The sequence below is a fragment of the Umezawaea sp. genome (genome assembly GCF_057122925.1).
Map to the genome: position 1 here is coordinate 1 of NZ_DBNGPQ010000146.1, position 20,639 is coordinate 20,639.

At 73.2% G+C, this 20,639-nt stretch carries 22 protein-coding genes and 1 pseudogene; 14 read left to right on the plus strand and 9 right to left on the minus strand.

Annotated elements, in window-relative coordinates:
- Nucleotides 1-83: 83 nt before the first annotated feature.
- Entirely contained in the window at nucleotides 84-671 is a 588-nt protein-coding gene (locus AC156L_RS33295) for an acyl-CoA-like ligand-binding transcription factor (RefSeq protein WP_330876591.1), read from the minus strand.
- Nucleotides 668-2,122 (minus strand): FAD-dependent monooxygenase, encoded by a 1,455-nt coding sequence (locus tag AC156L_RS33300; RefSeq protein WP_330876592.1) that lies wholly within the window; start codon nucleotides 2,120-2,122, stop codon nucleotides 668-670. Before AC156L_RS33300 ends, AC156L_RS33295 begins: the two co-directional genes overlap by 4 nt.
- A 64-nt stretch (nucleotides 2,123-2,186) precedes the next feature.
- Here AC156L_RS33300 and AC156L_RS33305 point away from each other — a divergent pair, with 64 nt between their 5' ends.
- Nucleotides 2,187-2,942 carry an SDR family NAD(P)-dependent oxidoreductase gene (locus AC156L_RS33305; RefSeq protein WP_330876593.1) on the plus strand — a complete coding sequence of 252 codons (756 nt, stop codon included), beginning with the start codon at nucleotides 2,187-2,189 and terminating at the stop codon, nucleotides 2,940-2,942.
- Here AC156L_RS33305 and AC156L_RS33310 read toward each other — a convergent pair.
- Nucleotides 2,908-3,312 (minus strand): hypothetical protein, encoded by a 405-nt coding sequence (locus AC156L_RS33310; protein ID WP_330876594.1) that lies wholly within the window; start codon nucleotides 3,310-3,312, stop codon nucleotides 2,908-2,910. The two genes, AC156L_RS33305 and AC156L_RS33310, sit on opposite strands and share 35 nt — an antisense overlap.
- A gap of 544 nt (nucleotides 3,313-3,856) precedes the next feature.
- Between AC156L_RS33310 and AC156L_RS33315 the strand changes: the two genes are divergently transcribed.
- The 3 genes and pseudogenes from AC156L_RS33315 to AC156L_RS33325 all read left to right on the plus strand — a co-directional run.
- The gene (locus tag AC156L_RS33315) at nucleotides 3,857-4,381 is read left to right on the plus strand and encodes a mycothiol transferase (RefSeq protein ID WP_330876595.1); all 525 of its coding nucleotides are present in this window, start codon (nucleotides 3,857-3,859) and stop codon (nucleotides 4,379-4,381) included.
- Nucleotides 4,378-4,548 carry a hypothetical protein gene (locus AC156L_RS33320; protein WP_330876596.1) on the plus strand — a complete coding sequence of 57 codons (171 nt, stop codon included), beginning with the start codon at nucleotides 4,378-4,380 and terminating at the stop codon, nucleotides 4,546-4,548. Before AC156L_RS33315 ends, AC156L_RS33320 begins: the two co-directional genes overlap by 4 nt.
- 160 nt (nucleotides 4,549-4,708) lie before the next feature.
- A pseudogene (locus AC156L_RS33325) lies at nucleotides 4,709-4,978 on the plus strand (amidase family protein); the annotation flags it as partial.
- 67 nt (nucleotides 4,979-5,045) lie between these two features.
- On the opposite strand, the gene AC156L_RS33330 reads toward AC156L_RS33325, so the two are convergent.
- Nucleotides 5,046-6,173 carry a pyridoxal phosphate-dependent aminotransferase gene (locus tag AC156L_RS33330; RefSeq protein ID WP_330876597.1) on the minus strand — a complete coding sequence of 376 codons (1,128 nt, stop codon included), beginning with the start codon at nucleotides 6,171-6,173 and terminating at the stop codon, nucleotides 5,046-5,048.
- A 76-nt stretch (nucleotides 6,174-6,249) separates the two neighbouring features.
- Here AC156L_RS33330 and AC156L_RS33335 point away from each other — a divergent pair, with 76 nt between their 5' ends.
- From AC156L_RS33335 to AC156L_RS33345, 3 genes are all read left to right on the plus strand, one after another.
- Entirely contained in the window at nucleotides 6,250-6,873 is a 624-nt protein-coding gene (locus tag AC156L_RS33335; RefSeq protein WP_330876598.1) for an alpha-ketoglutarate-dependent dioxygenase AlkB, read from the plus strand.
- 271 nt (nucleotides 6,874-7,144) lie between these two features.
- Nucleotides 7,145-7,771, plus strand: coding sequence for a DUF4360 domain-containing protein (locus AC156L_RS33340; RefSeq protein WP_330876599.1), 627 nt, complete (start codon nucleotides 7,145-7,147; stop codon nucleotides 7,769-7,771).
- 123 nt (nucleotides 7,772-7,894) lie between these two features.
- On the plus strand, nucleotides 7,895-8,500 hold the full coding sequence (locus tag AC156L_RS33345; protein ID WP_414719903.1) for a DUF4360 domain-containing protein: 606 nt from the start codon (nucleotides 7,895-7,897) through the stop codon (nucleotides 8,498-8,500).
- A gap of 144 nt (nucleotides 8,501-8,644) precedes the next feature.
- Here AC156L_RS33345 and AC156L_RS33350 read toward each other — a convergent pair whose 3' ends face one another.
- The 4 genes from AC156L_RS33350 to AC156L_RS33365 form a co-directional block, all read right to left on the minus strand.
- On the minus strand, nucleotides 8,645-9,397 hold the full coding sequence (locus tag AC156L_RS33350) for a lytic polysaccharide monooxygenase (RefSeq protein ID WP_330876601.1): 753 nt from the start codon (nucleotides 9,395-9,397) through the stop codon (nucleotides 8,645-8,647).
- Nucleotides 9,398-9,541: 144 nt separating this feature from the next.
- Nucleotides 9,542-10,525 (minus strand): ABC transporter substrate-binding protein, encoded by a 984-nt coding sequence (locus AC156L_RS33355; protein WP_330876602.1) that lies wholly within the window; start codon nucleotides 10,523-10,525, stop codon nucleotides 9,542-9,544.
- A 50-nt stretch (nucleotides 10,526-10,575) separates the two neighbouring features.
- Complete coding sequence (locus tag AC156L_RS33360) at nucleotides 10,576-12,546, minus strand: ABC transporter permease (protein WP_330876603.1); 1,971 nt, start codon at nucleotides 12,544-12,546, stop codon at nucleotides 10,576-10,578.
- Nucleotides 12,546-13,568 carry a quaternary amine ABC transporter ATP-binding protein gene (locus AC156L_RS33365; protein WP_484407592.1) on the minus strand — a complete coding sequence of 341 codons (1,023 nt, stop codon included), beginning with the start codon at nucleotides 13,566-13,568 and terminating at the stop codon, nucleotides 12,546-12,548. The genes AC156L_RS33360 and AC156L_RS33365 overlap by 1 nt, the downstream gene beginning before the upstream one ends.
- Before the next feature lie 391 nt (nucleotides 13,569-13,959).
- Between AC156L_RS33365 and AC156L_RS33370 the strand changes: the two genes are divergently transcribed.
- Genes AC156L_RS33370 through AC156L_RS33385 form a run of 4 tightly spaced genes read left to right on the plus strand, consistent with a single transcriptional unit; the run spans nucleotide 13,960 to nucleotide 18,318 of the window.
- Nucleotides 13,960-15,054, plus strand: a complete 1,095-nt coding sequence (locus tag AC156L_RS33370) for an acyl-CoA dehydrogenase family protein (protein ID WP_330876605.1) — start codon at nucleotides 13,960-13,962, stop codon at nucleotides 15,052-15,054.
- Nucleotides 15,051-16,001: an LLM class F420-dependent oxidoreductase gene (locus AC156L_RS33375; RefSeq protein ID WP_330876606.1), complete on the plus strand. Its 951-nt coding sequence runs from the start codon at nucleotides 15,051-15,053 to the stop codon at nucleotides 15,999-16,001. The genes AC156L_RS33370 and AC156L_RS33375 overlap by 4 nt, the downstream gene beginning before the upstream one ends.
- A 3-nt stretch (nucleotides 16,002-16,004) precedes the next feature.
- Nucleotides 16,005-16,448 (plus strand): winged helix-turn-helix transcriptional regulator, encoded by a 444-nt coding sequence (locus AC156L_RS33380; RefSeq protein ID WP_330876607.1) that lies wholly within the window; start codon nucleotides 16,005-16,007, stop codon nucleotides 16,446-16,448.
- Nucleotides 16,438-18,318 carry a serine/threonine-protein kinase gene (locus AC156L_RS33385; RefSeq protein ID WP_484407593.1) on the plus strand — a complete coding sequence of 627 codons (1,881 nt, stop codon included), beginning with the start codon at nucleotides 16,438-16,440 and terminating at the stop codon, nucleotides 18,316-18,318. The genes AC156L_RS33380 and AC156L_RS33385 overlap by 11 nt, the downstream gene beginning before the upstream one ends.
- 1 nt (nucleotide 18,319) lies before the next feature.
- Here AC156L_RS33385 and AC156L_RS33390 read toward each other — a convergent pair whose 3' ends face one another.
- Nucleotides 18,320-18,508: a DUF3072 domain-containing protein gene (locus AC156L_RS33390; RefSeq protein WP_330876609.1), complete on the minus strand. Its 189-nt coding sequence runs from the start codon at nucleotides 18,506-18,508 to the stop codon at nucleotides 18,320-18,322.
- 99 nt (nucleotides 18,509-18,607) lie between these two features.
- Between AC156L_RS33390 and AC156L_RS33395 the strand changes: the two genes are divergently transcribed.
- Genes AC156L_RS33395 through AC156L_RS33405 form a run of 3 tightly spaced genes read left to right on the plus strand, consistent with a single transcriptional unit; the run spans nucleotide 18,608 to nucleotide 20,388 of the window.
- Complete coding sequence (locus AC156L_RS33395) at nucleotides 18,608-18,736, plus strand: hypothetical protein (RefSeq protein ID WP_330876610.1); 129 nt, start codon at nucleotides 18,608-18,610, stop codon at nucleotides 18,734-18,736.
- Nucleotides 18,737-18,775: 39 nt separating this feature from the next.
- A complete protein-coding gene (locus AC156L_RS33400; RefSeq protein WP_330876611.1) occupies nucleotides 18,776-19,396 on the plus strand; it encodes a DUF47 domain-containing protein in 621 nt (206 codons plus the stop codon).
- A complete protein-coding gene (locus AC156L_RS33405; RefSeq protein ID WP_330876612.1) occupies nucleotides 19,393-20,388 on the plus strand; it encodes an inorganic phosphate transporter in 996 nt (331 codons plus the stop codon). The genes AC156L_RS33400 and AC156L_RS33405 overlap by 4 nt, the downstream gene beginning before the upstream one ends.
- Nucleotides 20,389-20,639 lie beyond the last annotated feature (251 nt).

Below are 20,639 nucleotides of genomic sequence, written 5' to 3' on the forward strand. Positions count from 1 at the left end.
GGGGCTCGACCCCGAACCTGCCTCGGGGTCGAGCCCCGACCCCGAGGCAGGCCGCTCCAGGCGGGCGGGGCACGGTCACCGCGTCAGGAGTCCAGGTGCGCCAGGGCGTCGAAGCCGCGGTCCACGAGGGACGGCAGGTCCTCGACGCCGTCGCCCTCCACCCACGTCGTGAGCGCGGTGGACAGCGCGCCGAGCACGGCCGAGGCGAGCACGCGGAGCGCGAAGGTGACCTCGCCGTCCGCGCGGGCGGCGAGGGCGTCGGCGAACAGCCGCTGGGTGGCGTCGCCGTTGCGCCACTGGCGCCCGCGCAGCGCCGGGGTCGTGAGGACGAGCCTGGTGCGGGCCAGCAGGGCTTCCCGGTCGGTGGCGCAGACCTCGCGGATGCCGTCGACGACGGCGGTGCGCAGCACGGCGAGGGGGCCCAGCGACGCCGGTTGGGCGGCGATGAGGTCGACCAGCAGGGGGTCGTACTCGTCGTTCTCCACGACCGCTTCCTTGCTGGGGAAGTAGCGGAAGAACGTCATGTGCGAGACCCCGGCGGCCGACGCGATCTGGTCGACCGTGGTGGCGTCGTAGCCGTTGGCCAGGAACAGCCGCAGCGCGTGCTCCTGGATGGCCTTCCTGGTGCGGGCCTTCCGCTGTTCGCGCAGCCCTGGCGCTGGTGAGCTCACGCACCAAGGATGCCGGTCAGCCGGGAACCGAGCGCGTCGGGTCCCCCGCGGCCCCGCCACGCGAGGTGGCCGTCGGGGCGGACGAGCGCGGGGCCGCCGTCGGCGCGCAGGACGGTGACGCGCTCCCGTCCCAGTCGCTCGCGGGCCACGCGGGCGTGGTCCTCGCCGCCGAGCAGCACCCAGCGGGAGCCGAGTTCGGCGTGCAGGCGGGTGGCCGTGCCGTCGGCGCGGACGCACGGGCGGTCGGGGACGCGGTCGCCGGGGCGGGGGCCGCGGCCGAGCCGGTGGCCGCCGAGCGGGCCGCCGCGGTAGGTGATCCGCAGCTGGGAGGACCTCTCCCAGATCGCCCTCTGCACGAACCGGCGGTTCACCATCGGCACCACCACCCGGTCGCGCAGCAGCCTGGCCCTCGGTGATCCGCCGACGATCAGCCTCGTCGCCCCGCTGGTGGTGGACAGCACCCCTTCGGCGACCGGGCGCCGCTCGGCCTCGTAGGTGTCGAGCAGCGCGGCTCCGGCGTGGCCGGACGCGACGAGGGCGAGCTTCCACGCCAGGTTCTCCGCGTCACCGAGGCCGGTGTTCAGGCCCTGGCCGCCGAACGGGCTGTGGATGTGGGCGGCGTCGCCCGCGAGCAGCACCCGGCCCGCGCGGTAGGTGTCGGCGAGCCTGCGGTGGAAGCGGAAGCTGGACGTCCACGCCGTCGAGGTGATCTCGGCGTCCGGCAGCGCCGCCCGGTCGCGCAGCAGCCCGGCCATGGTGGCCGTGACGTCGCCGTCGTCGGCGAACCCCGACGGGGCGGGTGCCATGAGCCGCCACACGCCGCCGGGCAGCGGGAACGCGGCCAGCAGGTCCTCGCCGCTCAGCCAGACCGCGACCGAGTCGCGCTCCAGCGGCAGGTCCGCGCGCACGTCGGCGAGCAGGAAGCGCTCGGCCAGCGGCGCGCCGGGGAACCCGATGCCCGCGGCCTTGCGGACGGCGCTGTGCGCGCCGTCGCAGCCGACCAGCCAGTCCGTGCGCGCCTCCCGGCCGCCGGTCGTGCCCACCAGGACCCCGTGCTCGTCCTGGTCGACGGCGACCACCGACGTCCCCCACTCGACGGCGCCGCCGAGTTCGGCCAGCCGACGGCGGAGCCGCGCCTCGACCTCGGCCTGCGAGACCAGCAGGCCGCGCCGCCGGACCAGCTTGGTCTCCTGCCCGACCTCCAGCTCCCCCAGCGGTGCCCCGTCGACGCGGATGGCGATCCGGCGGACCCCGATCGACCGCTCCGGGAGGTCGCCCAGCGCGCCGAGCCGGTCGAGCACCTCGACGCCCCTGGGTTGGAGGCCGAGCGCGCGGGACGTGACGGCCGGGCCGTCGGCCCCGTCGACCACCCGCACCCGCGATCCCGCTCCGAGCAGCCCGCACGCCAGCGCCAGTCCAGTTGGTCCCGCTCCCACCACGGTGATGTCCATGGACAAAGTGTTACTGACTAACAGTTGATAGTCAATAACAGTTCGAGGGTGGTTGACTGCGCCCATGACGGGAGCACTGGTGACGGGCGGCGCGCGGGGGATCGGAGCGGCCGTGGCGAGGGCGTTGGCGGAGGCGGGGATGACCGTCGCGGTGCACGCGAGGGCGGACCTGGCGGCGGCGAAGGCGGTCGCCGCGGCGCTGCCGGGCGACGGGCACGCGGTCGTCGGCGGCGACCTCGCCGACCCCGAGGAGGTCGCGGCCTTCGTCGCCGACGCCGTGGCGCGGCTCGGCGAGATCGACGTGCTGGTCAACAACGCGGGTGTCTACACCGAGCACCCGCTGCCCACCACGTCCTACGACGAGTGGACCGCGGAGTGGCGGCGGACCACCGACGTCAACGTGCTGGGCACGGCCTGCACCACGTGGTGCTTCGTCGACCACCTGCGCACCCGGCCGCGGGGCCCGGAGGGCGCGCGGATCATCACCGTCGGGTCGCGCGGCGCCTACCGCGGCGAGCCGGACGCGCCCGCCTACGGCGCCTCGAAGGCCGCCGTGCACTCGCTGACGCAGTCGCTCGCGGTGTCACTGGCCCCGCTGGGCGTCGCCGTCACCGCCGTGGCGCCGGGGTTCGTCGACACCGACATGGCCGCCGACGTCCTGGTGGGCGAGCGCGGCGCCGCGATCCGCGCGCAGAGCCCGTTCGGCCGGGTCGCCACCCCCGACGACGTGGCCTCGGCCGTGGCCTGGCTCGCCACACCCGGCGCGGGCTGGGCGAGCGGCGCGGTCATCGACCTGAACGGGGCGTCCCACCTGAGGTAGCCGCGACCCGCCACCGCTGCGCCCGCTTCGCGACCGCGTAGGTGTAGCCGATGGTCGCGAACAGCAGCGGCATCACCGCGAGCGCCAGCGGAACGCCCACCGCGAACAGCTCGGCCGACGCCGGGCGGGCGTGGAACGCCCACAGCGGAACACCGACCATGCCCACGGCCAGCCCGCCCCACAGCAGCACCACGACCGCGAGCCACAAACCCTTGGACAGCAGCAGATCGACCGGTCCACGTCGCGGCGGCGGCGCGTCGGCGGGAACCTCGATCGCCGACGGCAGACCGGACGCCTGCCCGAACCAGACCGGCCACTGGTCGACCACGTGGACCAGCACATCCCGAGGGGGCGCGGACTCCTTCACCATGGGCGGCAACCTAGCGTGAAAGGTCTCGCGGACGAAGCGCCGTTCCCGTTCAGCCCCGTTCGTCCGACAGGCGGTCCAGCCGCGCGGAGATCGGAGTCCTGGAGCGCTTCGACGATCGCCTGCGCTTCCCGCCACGTCGAGGCAGGAGCGGCCGAGACCGAGGTCGCTCAACACGATGCCCCGCAACCGCCGGTTCCCGGTCTCGCGGAAGCCTTCGAGCGCTCGCACGCCGTGCGCCACGGCCGAGGGGAGGCGGGCGCGCGGGCGAGAGCGCGGTGCACCGGCGCCGCACCCGTGGTGTCGTCGGCCTGCCGGCGTGCGTGCACGCGCAGGAGGTCGTGGAGCCGGTGGCGACCGCGCTCGACGCGCCCGGTGAAGTCCTTGCACTGGACCACGTCGACCCGGTCGCTCACCTAGGACGTCCCGGCGCCCCCGGAGTCACCCGGAGGTGGAAGCGCAGCGCCGCCAGGGCTTCCAGCCCGGCCCCGGCGAGCGGCGGACCGCCCCGTCGCGGGTGGTCGACGCCCGGACTACGGTCGGGGGCATGAGCACCGAGACGAGCTCCGCCCTGCTGGTCGACGCGCTGGAACGGGTGCGGGAGGTGGTCCACCAGGTCGCCGACGGCCTGACCGCCGACCAGCTCGCCCACCGCGTCGGCGGTACCGCCAACTCGATCGCCTGGCTGCTGTGGCACCTCACCCGCGTGCAGGACGACCACGTCGCGGCGGTCGCGGGCACCGAGCAGGTGTGGACCGCGCAGGGGTGGGCGCGCAAGTTCGACCTGCCCCTCGACGACGCGGACATCGGCTACGGCCACGGCTCCGACGAGGTCGCGTCGGTGCGCGTGGGGTCGGCCGAGCTGCTGCTGGGCTACCACGACGCGGTGCACCGGGTGTCCGCGGACTACGTGCGCGGGCTCGCCGACGCCGACTTCGCGCGCGTCGTGGACGAGCGCTGGGACCCGCCGGTGACGCTGGCGGTGCGGCTGGTCAGCGTCGTGTCCGACGACCTCCAGCACGCGGGCCAGGCGGCGTTCGTGCGCGGCCTGCTGGGCACCGACGCGGAGTGACCGCGCGCGGGGACGAGGACGAGCTGTTCACCGGCGCGGACGAGGCCGCCGAGCCGGTGCGCCGAAGGGAAGTCTCCGCGCGGGAGCCGACCGAGCCGCGACCGGCGCGCGTGGACGCGGTGAACCCGGCGGTGGGGCCGTCGGTCCGCCGCACGGCGTGCCGATGACCGTGCAGCAGCGCCTCGACGTCGCGGGGATGCGGACGACGTGGGCCACCCGGCGTTCTCCGACCTCGTCGCCACCGCGGCGCGCAGGCTGATCAGGACCGGCGCGACGGTGTTCGGCAGGACCGACTGCACGAGGTGCAGGCCGACGACGGCCGACGACGTGCACGGGCGCACCAGCGACCCGTGGGACGTCACGCCCGCCCGCCCGTCCTCCCCGGAGCACGGCACGGACCTGGCGGGCTCGATCCGCGTCCCCGCCCCGTTCCGCGGCGTCCACGGCCTGCGCCCGAGCGTGGACACCGTGCCGCCCACCGGGTTCGGCGGACCCGGCTCCCCGGACACCACCAGCGACCACCGCTCCCCGTCCACGATCGGCCCGCCCGCCCGGTCGGCGGCCGACCCGCGCACGGCGCTGCGCGTCGTGGGCGGCCCCGAGGGGCAGCGGGCGGCTCGCCGACCTCGCGGGCGGGTACGAGCGCCCGCCCCTCCGAGCGGGTTCAGCGGCGCTTCTCCAGCCAGTCCGCCCACCGCTCCAACCCCTCCTCCGGCGCGAACCGCCCGACCCCCACGCGGAACCGGTCGGTCGGCGTCGGCGTCAGCTCGGAGCGGTAGATGCTCGCGGGCAGCAGCAGAACCCCTTCCCGCTCCACGAGGTCCGCGCACATCGCCTCGACGCCGTCCGCCCCGAGGTAGCGCGGGTACGCCACGCACCCGCCCTGCGGCGGCGCCCACTCGAACAGCTCCGGGAACCGCGCGAAGAACGCGTCGAACACCGGCAGGTTCTCCGCGACGATCGCCCGGTTGCGCCCCAGCACCCGGTCCCGTGCCCGCAGCGCGATCAGCGCCAGCACCTCGCTGGGCGCGGAGTTGCAGATGGACGTGTAGTGCTTGGCACCGTCCAACCTGGACAGCAGGGTCCGGTCGCGGCAGGCGATCCAGCCGATCCGCAGCCCCGGCAGCCCGTAGGCCTTGGACATCACGTTCAGCGACAGCGCGCGCGGCGACAGGTCGGCGGCCTGCGGCAGCGAGGGGCCGCTCTCCAGACCTCGGTAGACCTCGTCGCTGAACAACCACAGCCCGCGCTCGTCGCACAGCCGCACGAGCCGCGTCCACGTGTCGAGGTCCGGCACGGCACCGGTGGGGTTGTTGGGGAAGTTGACCGACACCATCCGGGTGTTCGGCCGCAGCGCGGCCTCGACGGCGTCCACGTCGAGCGCCCAGCCCTCGTCCGCGCGCAGCGCGACGCCGGACACCTCGCACACCGACAGCGGGACCGTCTCGGCCGCCTGGTAGCCGGGCGTGACCACCACGACGTGGTCACCCGCGTCGAGCAGCGTCGTCATCGCCAGGTACAGCGCCTCCTCGGCGCCCGCGAAGCACAGGACGTCCTCGGCGGCCACGTGCTCGTAGGTGTCCGCGACGGCCTCGCGCAGCGCGCGCAGCCCGAAGGTCTCGCCGTAGCCCAGGTGCAGCGACTCCCACCGCTCGCGGCCGTCGTCGTCGGCCAGTGCCAGGAGTTCCGCCAGCGACAGCGTCTGCGCGTCGGAGGCGGTCAGGTGGTACCGGGCGGCGAACTCCCAGCGGGTGAAGTGCTTCTCCAGCCGGAACTCGGGAAGGGGCGGCATGGACTGGACAGTACTTCTCGATTGGACAAAATGTCCAGACTCGAACACGCGTTCGACCTGGGTTACGCTGCCCGGCATGTCGGTACCCGTGCAGGCGTCGCTGTTCGACGACGCGGAGGCCATCGGTCTCCGCGAGCTGACCGTGCGGCGGACCGAACTGGACGCCGGAGCGTGGGTCGACGTGCGGCCGGGGTGGCTCACCGGGGCCACCGAGCTGTTCACCGCGCTGGCCGACACCGTGCCGTGGGTCGCCGAGCGGCGGCAGATGTACGACCGGGTCGTGGACGTGCCGCGCCTGCTGTGCTTCTACGACGAGCGCGCGCCGCTGCCGCACCCCGTGCTGGCCGCCGCCCGCGCCGCGCTGAGCGAGCACTACGCGGCCGAGTTGGGCGAACCGTTCCGCACCGCGGGCCTCTGCTACTACCGCGACGGGCGGGACAGCGTGGCGTGGCACGGGGACACGATCGGTCGAGGGGCCACAGAGGACACGATGGTCGCGATCGTCTCGATCGGAGCACCGCGCGCCCTGCTGCTGCGACCACGCGGCGGCGGCGGGACCGTGCGGCACGCGCTGGGCCACGGCGACCTGATCGTCATGGGCGGGTCGTGCCAGCGCACGTGGGAGCACGCCGTCCCGAAGACCGCCAAGCCCGTCGGGCCGCGCGTCAGCATCCAGTTCCGGCCGCGCGGCGTGCGCTGAGGCCCGCTCGTCCCGGAGGGGCGGAACCGGGGCACCGACCTCACCCCAGGACGGAGGCCCGTCCGCGGACCGCAACCCCTACATTCTTCGCGGCCGGACGGTGAAAATCCAACCCCACCATTCGAAGCGTGGACGCCGACGACCTTTTGCTGCCGTTAAGTAAACTGTCTGAAAATTTTACTCCATCCAGCCTGATGCTCGCAGAACCGCCTTGCGCTACCGTTCCAATCCTGCGCCGCCATCAGGTCGAGGTATCGGAAAGGGTATCCCCATGCTCACTGCGATGGCTGCTGCCGTCATGGCTTTATCGACGGTCGTGCCGCCTGCCGAAGCCACCGATTCACCGCCGGACGACCGCATCACGGTCACCGTCGTCACGGTCAACGGCTCCGGGTGCCCGGCGGGCACCGCGGCCGTGGCACCCGCCGCGGACAACACGGCGTTCACCGTGACCTACAGCGACTTCCTCGCCCAGATCGGCGTGGGGGCCGCCCCGACCGACTTCCGGAAGAACTGCCAGCTCAGCTTGCGGGTCAACTACCCGCAGGGCTTCACCTACGGCATCGCCCAAGCCGACTACCGCGGCTTCGCCCACCTCGCGGCGGGCGCGAAGGGCACGGAGAAGGCGAACTACTACTTCTCCGGTTCCCCGTCCACGGGGTCGACCCACCCGTTCAGCGGTCCGCTCAGCGACTACTGGCAGGCCACCGACAGGACGGAGGTCGCGTCGATCGTCTTCGCACCCTGCGGCGAGCAGCGCATCTTGAACGTCAACACCGAATTGCGCGTCAGCGCGGGCACGTCGGACATCTCGAAAACGACGAGCTTCATGGCGATGGATTCCACCGACGGGAGCGTCAAGACCACATTCCACTTCGCGTGGAAGCGATGCCCCTGAAATTGTTTTCGGTCGACTAGGAACGTTTTCATCACCCCTAGAACGTTGTCATCCCGCGCCGCCAATCACGGTTGACCGCAGTAGAAAGGTGCACCCATGCTCAGTGCGACCACGGCCGCCCTCATGGCCCTTGCCATCACGTTCCCCCCCGGCGGCGCACCGGGCACCACTCCCCCTCCGGACCACATCACGATCGACGTCGTGACCGTGAACGGGTCGGGGTGTCCAGCGGGCACGGCGGCCGTCGCCGTCTCACCCGACAACAAGGCGTTCACGGTGACCTACAGCGACTTCCTCGCCCAGGTGGGCATCGGCGCGCTGCCCACCGACTTCCGGAAGAACTGCCAGCTCAACCTGCGCGTCAACGTGCCGCAGGGCTTCACCTACGGCATCGCGCAGGCCGACTACCGCGGCTTCGCCCACCTGGAGAGAGGGGCGAGCGGCACCGAACGGGCGAACTACTACTTCCAGGGCATGTCGCCCACCGCCTACAAGTCCCACACCTACAACGGGCCGTTCAGCGACGACTGGCAGGCCACCGACACCACCGAGGTGGCCGCGATCGTCTACTCGCCGTGCGGCGAGCGGCGCAACTTCAACATCAACACCGAACTGCGGGTCAACGCGGGGACGTCGGACCCCACGAAGACGACCAGCTTCATGGCCATGGACTCCACGGACGGCACGATCGAGACGACGTACCACTTCGCCTGGAAGCCCTGCCCCTGATCCGGCGGTAGCCGGAGCCCCCGCACGCCTCCGGGCGGGCGGGGGTTCCGCGCTGCCCGGAGACCGCCCGCAGTGGACGGTGGGGGATGAAACCCCGCACCGGCGGCACGTCGTCGTGCCACCGGTGCGGGCTCGCCAGAACGTCTACGCGCGGCGCCGCCGGAACAGGGCGGCCCCGACCAGGAGCACGACCACCGCGACGCCCGCGGGGATCAGCAGGGCGCGGTCGGAGGCGATCGACGCGAGCCGGTCGACCTCCGGTGTGGCGGCGGCCTGGGCGGCGTCGGGGTTCGGCGCGCCGGGCCTGGGGGTGCCGGGATCGGCCGCGGCCTCGGCGGCGGGCTGGTTGCCGGGGGCGGCCTTGGCGACCAGGGTCACGTCGGAGCAGGAGTAGTAGGTGTCCGGGGTGTCGGAGTTCTGCCAGATCGTGTAGATCACCCGCCTGCCGGTCTTGCCCTCCGGCAGCTTCCCGGCCAGCACGTAGGAGTCCTTCACCAGCGGCGGGTCGGTGACCGTCAGGAACGGCTGCTCCTCGACGTCGGCCCAGCGCAGCGGTGCCTCGGGGCGGTAGCCGTCCTTGCTCAGGTACAGCCGGAAGGTGCCCTTGTGCGGGATGGTCGCCCGGTAGGTGATCCGCGCGGGGGCGGAGACGTCGAGGGTGCTGGTGGGCCAGTCGGCGCGGGCGAGGTCGAGGCCCGCGTACTCGCGCAGACCGGCGCTGCACAGCTTGCCGTCGGGCACGACCTGGCGGTCGCGGCCCCGCACGTTGGCGATGCGGATGTTGTCCCACTCCGCGGAGGCCTTGGGGCCGCTGGCCGACAGGGCCGCCTTGCACGCGGCGGGAGGGGGTTGGGCGCCGTCGGCGCCGCACGCCGCGGCCCGGCTCACCGGGGCCACGACCGAACCGTGCGCGGCCGCGGTCCCGACGGCGAGAACCGTGCACAGGACCGCGACCGCGAACGCACACCATGCCCGAGTCCGCACTAGCCCACCTCCACGGGGGGATACGGACCAGGCCCGGCGAACGTTCAAGCGAAGTTCCTACTTGCCCGCCGCGGGCAGCCAGGCCTTGACCTTCTCGGCGTTGTCGCCGACCCACTTCTCGGCCGCCGCGTCGGGGGACATCTTGTCCTCGGCGATGTACTTCGCGACCAGGTTCTGGTCGTCGTTGGTCCAGGTGAAGTTCTTCACGAGCTGGAACGCGGGTCCGTTCGCGTCGGCGAACCGCTTGCTGACGATCTTGTCGAGGTCGTAGTCCGGGTAGTCGCAGGCGATGGCCTCGGCGACGGCGTCGCAGCCCGCCGTGTACGGCGGCAGCGCCACCTTGACCAGCTTGACCTGCGACAGCAGCCACTGCGGCGAGTAGAAGTAGCCGATGAGGGGCGTCTTCTTCTCCTCGGCCTGCTTGAACGCCTGGATGAGGGCGGTCTCGCTGCCGCCGTAGACGACCTTGAAGTTGAGGTTCAGGTTCTTGACCAGCGCCTCGTCGTTGGTGACGAACGAGGGGTCGCCGTCGAGGAGCTGGCCCTTGTCACCGGACTCCGAGGTCTTGAACAGGTCGGCGTACCTGTTGAGGTTGTTCCAGTCGGTGATGTCCGGGTGCTTCTCGGCGAGCCACGGCGGGACGTACCAGCCGATCTGCCCCTTGACGCCGGTCGAGCCCGCCGAGACGGCCGTCTTCTGCTCGTCGATGTACTTCTTCTTCAGGTCGTCGTGGCCCCAGTTCTCGACGACCGCGTCGACCTCGCCGGTGCCGAAGCCCTGCCAGGCGACCTCTTCCTTCAGGTCCTTCTTGGTGACCTCGCAGCCGAGTTCCTTCTCGGCCACCTCCGCGAGCACCGCGGCGTTGGCCTCGTAGCCCACCCACGGGTTGATCGCGATGGTGAAGGTCCCGCAGTCGCCGCCGCCCCCGGACCGGGCGCTGCCGGTGTCCCCGACCTTCGCGCCGCCGCACCCGGCCAGCGCGAGCGCGCAGGCGAGCACGGCACCCGCCGCGCGCACGCCGGTCTTCCCGTTCCGAACCACGTGATCGAACCTCCTCGTTCCGCCACCCCGAAGGTGGCGCGTCCACTGGGTCAGGCTCGCCCGGTCCTGGCGGCGGCGGCGCGCGTGAGGCGGTCCAGCAGCACCCCGAGCACGACGATGGCCAACCCCGCCGCGAGCCCCTTGCCGTAGAGCTGCCCCTGCGAGAACCCGGCCACGACGTCGTAGCCGAGCGCGCCCGCGCCGACGAGCCCGCCGACGACGACCATCGACAGCACGTAGATGAGCCCCTGGTTGGTCGCGAGGACCAGTGCCTGCCGCGCCATCGGCAGCTGCACACCGGTGATGGTCTGCCACGTGCTCGACCCGGAGGCGGTCGCGGCCTCGACGGTCGTCGGCGGCACCGCGCGGACGCCGTCGGCGACGATCTTGATCGCCACCGGGGCCGCGAACACGACGGCCGCGACGATGGCGGTGAACCGGCTCGCCGCGAACAGCGCGAGGAACGGCACCAGGTAGACGAAGGCGGGCATGGTCTGCGCCGCGTCGAGCACGGGCCGGACGAACCGGTCGGCGCGGGGGCTGCGGCCCATCCACACGCCGACGACGACGCCGAGCAGCACGACGGCGGCGGTCGCGACGAGCGTGGAGGCGAGCGTGGCCATGGCGTCCTGCCAGAGGCCGGTGGCGACCAGCAGGCCGAGGCACACCGCCGAGCCGATGGCGGTCCGGACCCCGCCCAGCACGACGGAGATCGCGACGACCGCGGCGGCGACGAGCCACCACGGCGAGCCGGTCAGCACCGACTGCAACGGGTCGACGAGGACCAGCGTCACGGCGTCCTTGATCCCGTTGGTGATGCCGGACAGGTTGCCCTGCACCCAGTCGGTCGCGGTGGCGACGCCCTTGGCGATGGTGCTGCCGATCTCCACGTCCGATGGGAACTCCGCGGCCCACACGTAGGTGTAGGACAGCCAGATCGCGACGACCGTGAGCGCTCCCCCGCCGATCAGCCCACCCGTGCGGGCCTTGGCCGCCCACGGGTCGCGGTTCCGCCGGGCGCGTTCGACCCTCGTGCCCGCCGCCGTCGTGACGCGGTCGAGCACGATCGCCAGCACGACGATCGCCAGGCCCGCGTTGAACGCCGTGCCGACGTCGAGCGTCTGGAGCGCCTTGATCACGGTCTTGCCCAGGCCGGGCGCGTCGATCAGGGCGGCGATGGTGACCATGGACAGCGCGGCCATCATCGTCTGGTTGACGCCCAGGATGATGGTGCGCTTCGCCGTGGGCAGCAGCACCTTGCCCACCGTCTGCGCGCGCGTGGCGCCGAGCGACTCGCTGGCCTCCACGGTGTCGCCGGGGACGGTGCGGATGCCGTGGGCGGTGAGCCGGATCGCGGGCGGGGCCGCGTAGATCAGCGTCGCGATCGTCGCCGACGCCGGGCCGATGAGGAAGAACAGCGTCAGCGGCGCGAGGTAGACGAACGTCGGCATGGTCTGCATGAAGTCCAGCACCGGCGTGACGACCCTGTTGACGCGGTCGGACAGCCCGGCCCAGATGCCGATCGGGATGCCGAACAGCAGCGCGACGACCACCGCCGCGAGGGTGAGCGCCAGCGTGTCCATGCTCTCCTGCCACAGGCCCTGCAAGCCCAGGAAGGTGAACCCGGCGGCGGCGAGCAGCGCGACGCGGACCCCGCCGGCGGCGTAGGAGACGAAGGCGGCCAGGGCGACGACGCCGAGCCAGCCGATCACCGGCAGCGGCCTGCCGAACGAGGGTTGGGCGATCAGCGACTGGAGGAGGACCACGAACTCGTCGACGACGAGCCGGATCTCGTTGAAGAAGTAGAGGAACAGCGGGTTGGTGTCGCGGCTCGCGCCGATGGCGTCGTTGAGGTCGTTGAGCGACTGGTGCAGGGGCGTCAGCTGGGCAGGGCCGAGCACGAGCGTGTGCAGTCCTCCGAGGACGGCCCACAACCCCAGCCACAGGGCCAGGATGAGCGCGACGACCACGCCGCGGCCCGGGCGGCGCAGGTCCACACCGGACACCGTGACGGTCGCCATCAGGCGTCCGCCTCCTGCCCCGCCACGACGGCGAGGATCTCCTCGTCGCCGACGATGCCGAGCAGCTCGCCGTCGCGCACCACCTTGACCGGCGCCGCCGCCGCGAGCACCGCGCGGGTGGCGTCGCGCACCACCACGTCCGGCCCGAGTTCGGGTCCGTCCAGGACGTCGTCGGGGCGGGGGTCGCGCATGATCCACTTGAGCGTCAGCACGTTGGCGCGCGGCACGTCCCGGACGAAGTCGCGCACGTAGTCGTCCACGGGCGCGCCGACCAGCTCGTCACCGGTGCCGACCTGCACGACCGCGCCGTCGCGCATGATCAGGATCCGGTCGCCGAGCTTGAGCGCCTCGGACAGGTCGTGGGTGATGAACAGCATCGTCTTGCCGACCTCGCGGTGCAGCCGGACGACCTCGTTCTGCATGTCCCGGCGGATCAGCGGGTCGAGCGCGGAGAACGGCTCGTCGAACAGCAGCACGTCGGGGTCTCCCGCGAGCGCCCTGGCCAGTCCGACGCGCTGCTGCATGCCGCCGGAGAGCTGGTCCGGGTAGGACTTCTCGTAGCCGCCGAGCCCGACCAGGTCGACGACCTCCATGGCCCGCTCCGCGCGTTCGGCCCTGCCGACGCCGCGGATCTCCAGGCCGTAGGAGATGTTGTCCAGCACCCGCCGGTGCGGCAGCAGGCCGAAGTGCTGGAACACCATGGAGAACTTGTTGCGGCGCAGCTCGCGCAGCCGCTTCGCGTCGGCGGCGAGGATGTCCTCGCCCTCGAACAGGACCTGGCCCGACGTCGGCTCGACGAGCCGCGTGAGGCACCGCACGAGGGTGGACTTGCCCGATCCGGACAGCCCCATCACCACGAACACCTCGCCGGGTGCCACGTCGAACCCGACGTCGCGCACCGCGGCCGTGCACCCGGTGCGGTCCATCAGCTCCCGACGCGACAGCGCGCACAGCTCGGGCGACCCCGGCACCTCCGCCGCCTTCGGGCCGAACACCTTCCACACATCGCGAACAGAGATCACCGGGTCGGGTTGCTCCACCCCGACCGGACCGGTCTGGACGTCTTGGGCCGCCACGTACGCCTCTCCAAACCGTGCGCCTGTTGCGGATCGCGCACATCGTTTCTGGATCCGCGACAGCATTGACCCTGGTAGCAGCCTCGTCAAGGTCAAGTCGGGCCGATCGCACGACTTTTACGTGACGACCACCGTCCCGACACACCGCGTGAGCGCCCGGTTCCCCGAAGATCAGTCCACTGTGGAGCGTGAGTGAGCCTGTTGAGACGCCCACCGGTCCGCTCGTCCCACCTCTGCCCCGCCCGCGGAGGGCCGGGCTCCTCGGCGGTGGAGCGGCCTTGACCCGGCTCCGCCAGGGCGGTAAGGATTTTGAACCACCAGGTGCGCGGGAGGTGCTGTGATCGAGTCCGCTGTCGAGGTCGCCGGGGTGGCGCGGGAGTTCGCACGGGAGACCGAGGCCCGACGAGCGCTGGCGCCCGAGGTGTTGGCGGCCCTGGGCGAGAGCGGTCTGCTCCGGGCCGGGGTGCCGAAGGAGCTCGGTGGGCCGGAGCTGCCGCCCGAGGCGATCCTGCGCTCGGCCGAGGCCGTGGCGCGGGGTGACGCGTCCGCCGGGTGGTGCGTGTCGATCGCCGCCACCAGCAGCCTGCTGGCCGCGTACCTGCCCGACGAGGGCGCGCGGGAGGTGTTCGGGCCACCCGACGTCGTCGCGGCCGGGGTCTGGGCGCCCCGCGGCACGGCCGTGTCCGCGGCGGGTGGGGTCGTCGTGTCCGGGCGGTGGGCGTTCTGCAGCGGCATCCCGCACGCCGACTGGCTGTTCGCGGGCTGCGTGCTCGACGGCGCGACGCTGAAGGTCGTCGCCCTGCCGAAGGCCGAGATCGAGGTGCTCGACACCTGGCACACCGGCGGGCTGCGCGGGACCGGCAGCCACGACTGCGTGGCGCGGGAGGTGTTCGTGCCCGAGCACCGCGTGCTGTCGGTGCTCGACGGGCCGCTGCACGACGGGGCGCTCTACCGGTTCCCGGTCTTCGGGTTCTTCGCGCTGTCGGTCGCCGTCGCCGCGCTGGGCAACGCCCGCGGCGCGATCGACGACCTGCTGGAACTGGCCGTGCGCAAGAAGTCCCTCGGGTCGAGCAAGTCGTTGGCCGAGCGGACGCGGACGCAAGCCGTTGTGGCGCAGGCGGAAGCGTCCCTGCGGGCCGCGCGGCTGCTGGTGTTCGACGCCGTCGACCACGCCTGGCGCGAACCGGAGGACCGGACCGCCGCGCGGGTCGGGCTGCGGTTGGCCGCCACGCACGCGACCCGCACCTCCGCCGAGGTGGTCGCCGCGGTGTACGACCTGGGCGCGGGGTCGGCCATCTACGAGGACTCGCCGTTGCAGCGGCGGTTCCGCGACGCGCACACCGCGACCGCGCACTTCCAGGTCGACCCGGCCAGCTACGAGCTGCCGGGGCGGCTCCTGCTCGGCCTGCCCACGCGCACGGAGCAGCTGTGAGCGTCGGCGTGGTGCTGCCGTACTGGCTCGACAGGCCCGACGGCGAGGCGGTGGACATCGCCGTCGAGGCGGACCGGCTCGGGTTCGGCACGCTGTGGATCGGCGAGATGGCGACGTTCGACGCGTTCGCGCTGGCGACCGCGATCGGGTCGCGCACCACCGGCATCCGGCTGCGGGTGGGTCCGCTCGCCGCGGGCGTGCGCGGTCCGGTGGCGTTGGCGCTCGGGCTGTCGTCGGTGGCGGCGCTGACCGGCCGGCCCGCGGACCTCGCGCTGGGCGCGTCCAGCCCGGCGATCGTGGCCGGGTGGCACGACCGGCCGTGGGCGGGTGCCGCGGCGCGGATGCGCGAGACGGTGCGGGCGGTGCGCCCGCTGCTGGCCGGGCGGCGGATCGACGTCGACGGGGAGCACGTGCGGGCGCACGGGTTCCGCCTGCGGACACCGGTGCCGGAGGCGACCGTGTCGGTGGCCGCGTTCGGTCCGGCGATGCTGCGGGTCGCCGCCGAGGAGGCCGACGAGGTCGTGCTGAACCTGGTGACGCCCGAGCAGGTGACCCGCGTGCGGCGGGTCGTGGACGAGCACGCCGCCCGCGCCGACCGGCCGCCGCCGCGGCTGGCGGTCTGGGTGACCGCGGCGGTCGACCCCGGCCCGGACGCGCTGCGGCAGGTGTCCGAACAGCTCGCGCTCTACCTGCGCGCGCCCGGCTACGCGGAGGTGTTCGTCGAACTCGGTCACGGAACCCTGGTGGAACGGGCGAAGGCGGGCGTGCCGAGGCGGGAGCTGGCCGTGCCGCGGTCGCTGCTGGACGCGGTGTGCGCGCTCGGCTCGGCGGCGGCGCTGCGGGAGCGGATCGCGGACCACCACCGGGCGGGCGCCGACCACGTCGGTGTCGCGCCGTCGACCGCCGACGACCCCGCCGGGCGTCGGGCGCTGGCCGCGGTGGGGTGAGCCGTGCACGACCTGCCCCAGCGGTTCGAGGCCGATTCCGTCGGTCGGGCGCTCGCGCTGGTCGGCGAGCGCTGGACGCTGCTGATCCTGCGCGAGGCGTTCTTCGGCGTGCGCCGGTTCGGCGAGCTGAGCCGCAACCTCGGCATCCCGAAGCCCACGCTGTCCGCGCGGCTGCGGACGCTCGTCGACGCGGGCCTGCTGGACCGCGTCCCGCACGGCGACCACCACGAGTACCGGCTCACCGACCGCGGCCGGGACCTGTTCCCCGCCGTCGTCGCGCTGATGCGGTGGGGGGACGAGCACCTGGGCGGTCCGTCGATCGCCCTGCGCCACCACGCCTGCGGGGAGGTCGTCCGCGCGCGGGTGGTCTGCGGGCACTGCACCGGGGAGATCACGACCGACTCGGTGACCCCTGAAGCCGTCGTAGGATCGACGGGTGGCGACTGACGACGACCTGATGGCGTGGGCGCCGAAACCGACGGCCCCGACCGGGATCGCGCTCGCGGGCTACAGCGACTTCCGGTTGGTGGCCCAGGGCGGTGAGGGCACCGTGTACCGGGCCCGCCAGGACGGGCTCGGGCGCGACGTCGCGGTGAAGGTGCTCGAAGCGCGGGACGACGCCACGCTCGCCCGGTTCCGCCGCGAACTGGAGATCACCGTCCGGCTGGGCAGGCAGCACCCGCACATCGTGACGGTGCTCGACACCGGCGTCGTGCGCGGCAGGCCGTGCATCGTCATGGAGTTCCACGACCTCGGCTCGCTGCACGACCGGCTCCGCGCGCGGGGACCGCTGCCGGTGGCCGAGGTGGTCGCCGCGGGCGTCGCGGTCGCCGACGCGCTGGCGTTCGCGCACGGCCAGGGCGTGCTGCACCGCGACGTGAAGCCGCAGAACGTGCTCGTGCTGCCGACGTCGTACGTGCTGGCCGACTTCGGCATCGCGCGGGCGGTCGACGCGGGCCACTCCGCGTCGCTGCACCTGGTCAGCTACCGCCACGCGGCCCCGCAGATGATCGACGGCGAGAAACCCGCCGCCACCGACGACGTCTGGTCGCTGGGCTCGACGCTGTTCACCCTGCTGGACGGCGCGCCGCCGTTCGCCTCGGACGACGCCGGGGCCGAGTCGATGCTGGGCTACCTCGGCCGGGTCCGCTCGGCCGCGCCCCGCGCGCTGACCCGCCCGGACGTGCCGCCCGCCCTGGCCGCGATCATCGAGCGCTGCCTGGCCAGGGCGCGCGAGGACCGCTTCCCCGACGCCGCCTCGCTGCGCGCCGCGCTGGCCGCCGTCGACACGGCCTGGGCCCCGACACCGTCCACCGTGGATCCGGACAGCACCAGGGCCGTGGCGCCGCTCGCCCCGCCCCAGGTGTTCCCCGAGGGCCCGACGTCGCTGCCGGACTTCGGGCCGCGCCCGGCGGCGGAGGCGCCCGCGCCGGAACCGGCGGCTCCCGAGGAGCCGAGGACGTGGGCCGACCAGTTGGCCGACCTGACCGTCCGCCACCACCCGGTGGAGCCGGAGGTCCCCGACTTCGGTCCCCGTCCGACAACCTCGGGCGGAGCACCTCTCCCGACGCCGCCCGCCGACCGGACCACATGGGCACAGCCGAGTCCCACCACCGACACCGACACCGCCACCACCGACACCGACACCCCCGCACCGCCCGCCGACCGGACGACGCGGGTGGCGCAGCCGAGTTCCCGGACCGACTTCGACTTCGACGAGCCCGCGCCGGTCCCTACCGTGCCGAACCGGGACGTGCCACCGGTCCAGGTCGCCGTCCTGCCGGGTGAGCCGAACACCGCGCCGACCTTCCTGGCACCCCTGGACGAGCGGGAGCCCGAGGCCCCGCGGCGGCACCGCCTCCGCTGGCTGGTCCCGCTCGCCGCGGTCGTGGTGGTCGGGGGCGCGGTGCTCGGCGTCGTGCTCACCGGCGGGCCGTCGGGCAGGCAGACGGCGGCACCCACGTCCTCGGAGCCGCCCACGTCGTCCACGACCTCGGAGCCGCCCGTCACCGCGAGCGTCCCGCCGGGCGGCGACCCGAGGTTCGCCCCCGCCCTCGACCGCGTCGAGGTGCTCGGCCCGACCAGCGTCGAGCTGGACTGGACCGACCCCAGCGACGGCCGGGCCCAGTTCGTCCTGGTCGACGTGACCGGCGCGAAGCCGCAACCGCTGGTCACGGTCGCGGCGGGCCTCACGACGCACGTGGTCGAAGGCCTCGACACGACCCGCCGCCACTGCTTCCAGGTCCTCGCGATCGGTCTGGACGACCCCGGCTCGCAGCGCGGCGCGTCCGCCCGCACGTGCACGCCGAGCGGCTGAGTCACGCCCCTCGGCCGGTCTCCTGCTGCAACCGGTCGATGAGCTGCGACGCCTGGGCCTTGGTCAGGCCCTCCGGCACGTCCTCCCCCGCTTCCCGCGCGAGGGTGTGCAGGTAGGACTCCTGCGGGCCGGTCATGGGCTCGTCCCCGGTCGTCCACTCGTCCAGGTCCTTCTCCGGCGTTCCGGTCATGGCCCTCTCCTTCCGCTCGAACACCTGTTCGCGGTACCCGAGGGCACCGCGCGGCAAACGCGGGGTGTGAACGGCACGCTCGCGGTGTACCCCGTCCGCATGACGGCTCCCCACACACCGGACCCCCGGCTCGGCGAGAACGAGGTCGCCGAACCCGACCAGCAGGCCGACGAGGACCGCGAGGACCAGCCGGAGGTGCTCAAGCCCCCGGTGGAGGACCCCGAGTAGCCGAGGTTTGTGCGGCGGCCGGAGCGGCTACCCGCGATCATGATCTTTCGGCGGAAGCCGCGCGGTTCGGTGTTCTTCGACCTGTTCAGCACGGCCGGGAACAACATCGCCACCAGCGTGGAGGTGTTGCGCGACTTCGTCTCGGCCCCGCCGTCGGAGCGAGCCGCCCTCGCCGTGCGGATGCACGAGGCCGAACACGCGGGTGACGACGCGACGCACGCGATCATCGAGCAGATCGACCGGTCGTTCATGACGCCGTTCGACCGCGAGGACCTCCTCCGGCTCGCGAGCAGGCTCGACGACGTGGTCGACCACATGGACGCCGCCGTCGCGCTGGCCAACCTGTACGCCATCGCCGAGTTCCCCGACGGCGTGCGGCAGCAGGTCGACCTGCTGTGCCGGGCGGCGCGGCTCACGGCCGACGCGATGCCGAAGCTCGCCGAGCCCAACGGCCTGACGGCGTACTGGGTCGAGATCAACGAGCTGGAGAACGAGGCCGACCAGGTCTACCGGCAGCTGCTGCCGCTGCTGTTCGGCGGCGGTTACGACCCGCTCGACGTGATGAAGCTCAAGGACGTCGTCGAGGAGCTGGAGTCGGCGGCCGACGCGTTCGAGGACGTCGCCGACGTGGTGCGCACGATCGCCGTCAAGGAGTCGTGACCGTGGAGTTCGCCGTCGTCGCGGTCGTGGTGATCGCCGTGGCGTTCGACTACACCAACGGCTTCCACGACGCGGCGAACGCCATCGCGAGCGCGGTGTCCACCAGGGCGCTGCCGCTGCGGCGGGCGCTCGCGATGGCCGCGGTGATGAACCTGCTCGGCGCGCTGGCGGGCACGGGCGTCGCCGTCACCGTGGCCAGCGGCGTGATCGCCGCGCCCACCGGCGACGGCGGGCTGCTGGTCGTGATCTCCGCGCTCGTCGGCGCGACCACCTGGAACCTGATCACCTGGTACTTCGGCCTGCCGTCGTCGTCCTCGCACGCGCTGATCGGCGGGCTGGTGGGCGCGGCCCTCGCGTCGGCGACCGACGTGCGGTGGACCGGTGTGCTGGAGAAGGTCGTCGTGCCGATGGTGGTGTCACCCGTGATCGGGTTCGTGCTGGGCCACCTGCTGATGCGGCTGGTGCAGCGGCTGTTCCGCGACGCCGACCCGCACGTGGCCGGGCGCGGTTTCCGCCGCGCGCAGGTCGTGTCGTCGGCGAGCCTCGCGTTCGGCCACGGCCTCCAGGACGCGCAGAAGAGCATGGGCGTCATCGTGCTGGCCCTCGTGGTGTCCGGTCACCAGCAGGACTTCCACGTGCCGCTGTGGGTGATCCTGTTGTGCGCCACGGCGTTGGCGGCGGGCACGTACTCCGGCGGCCTGCGCATCATGCGCACCGTCGGCAGGCGGATCTTCCACCTCACGCCGCCGCACGGGTTCTCCGCCGAACTGGCCGCGTCGTCCGTGCTGTACCTGACGGCGTTCGCCTTCCACGCGCCCATCTCCACCACGCACGTCATCACCTCCGCGGTGATGGGCGTCGGATCGACCCAGCGCCGGTCGGCCGTGCGGTGGGCCGTGGCGGGCGACATCGCCGTCGGCTGGGTCCTCACCCTGCCCGCCGCGGCGGCGGTCGCGGCGCTCGTGCACGGCGCGGCCCGGCTGGTGTTCTAGGGGCTGGGTGAAGTCCGGACCCTGGTCCGCTGCGGGTGATCAGCCGCGGGCCACGCAGGGTCCGGAGGACACGGGCACGTCTGCCGGTCAGGAGCGTGCCGATCCTCCGGCGCCGCCGTGAGGATCGCACGAAGGCGGCCGGTCTCGGTCGATCCCGCGCTCTCCCCACCACGCAACGCCGTCGAACGCCGCTTCCGGAGAACCAGGACGTGGCGAGGCCCGGCCACACGACAGGACGAGTCACCAGAGAG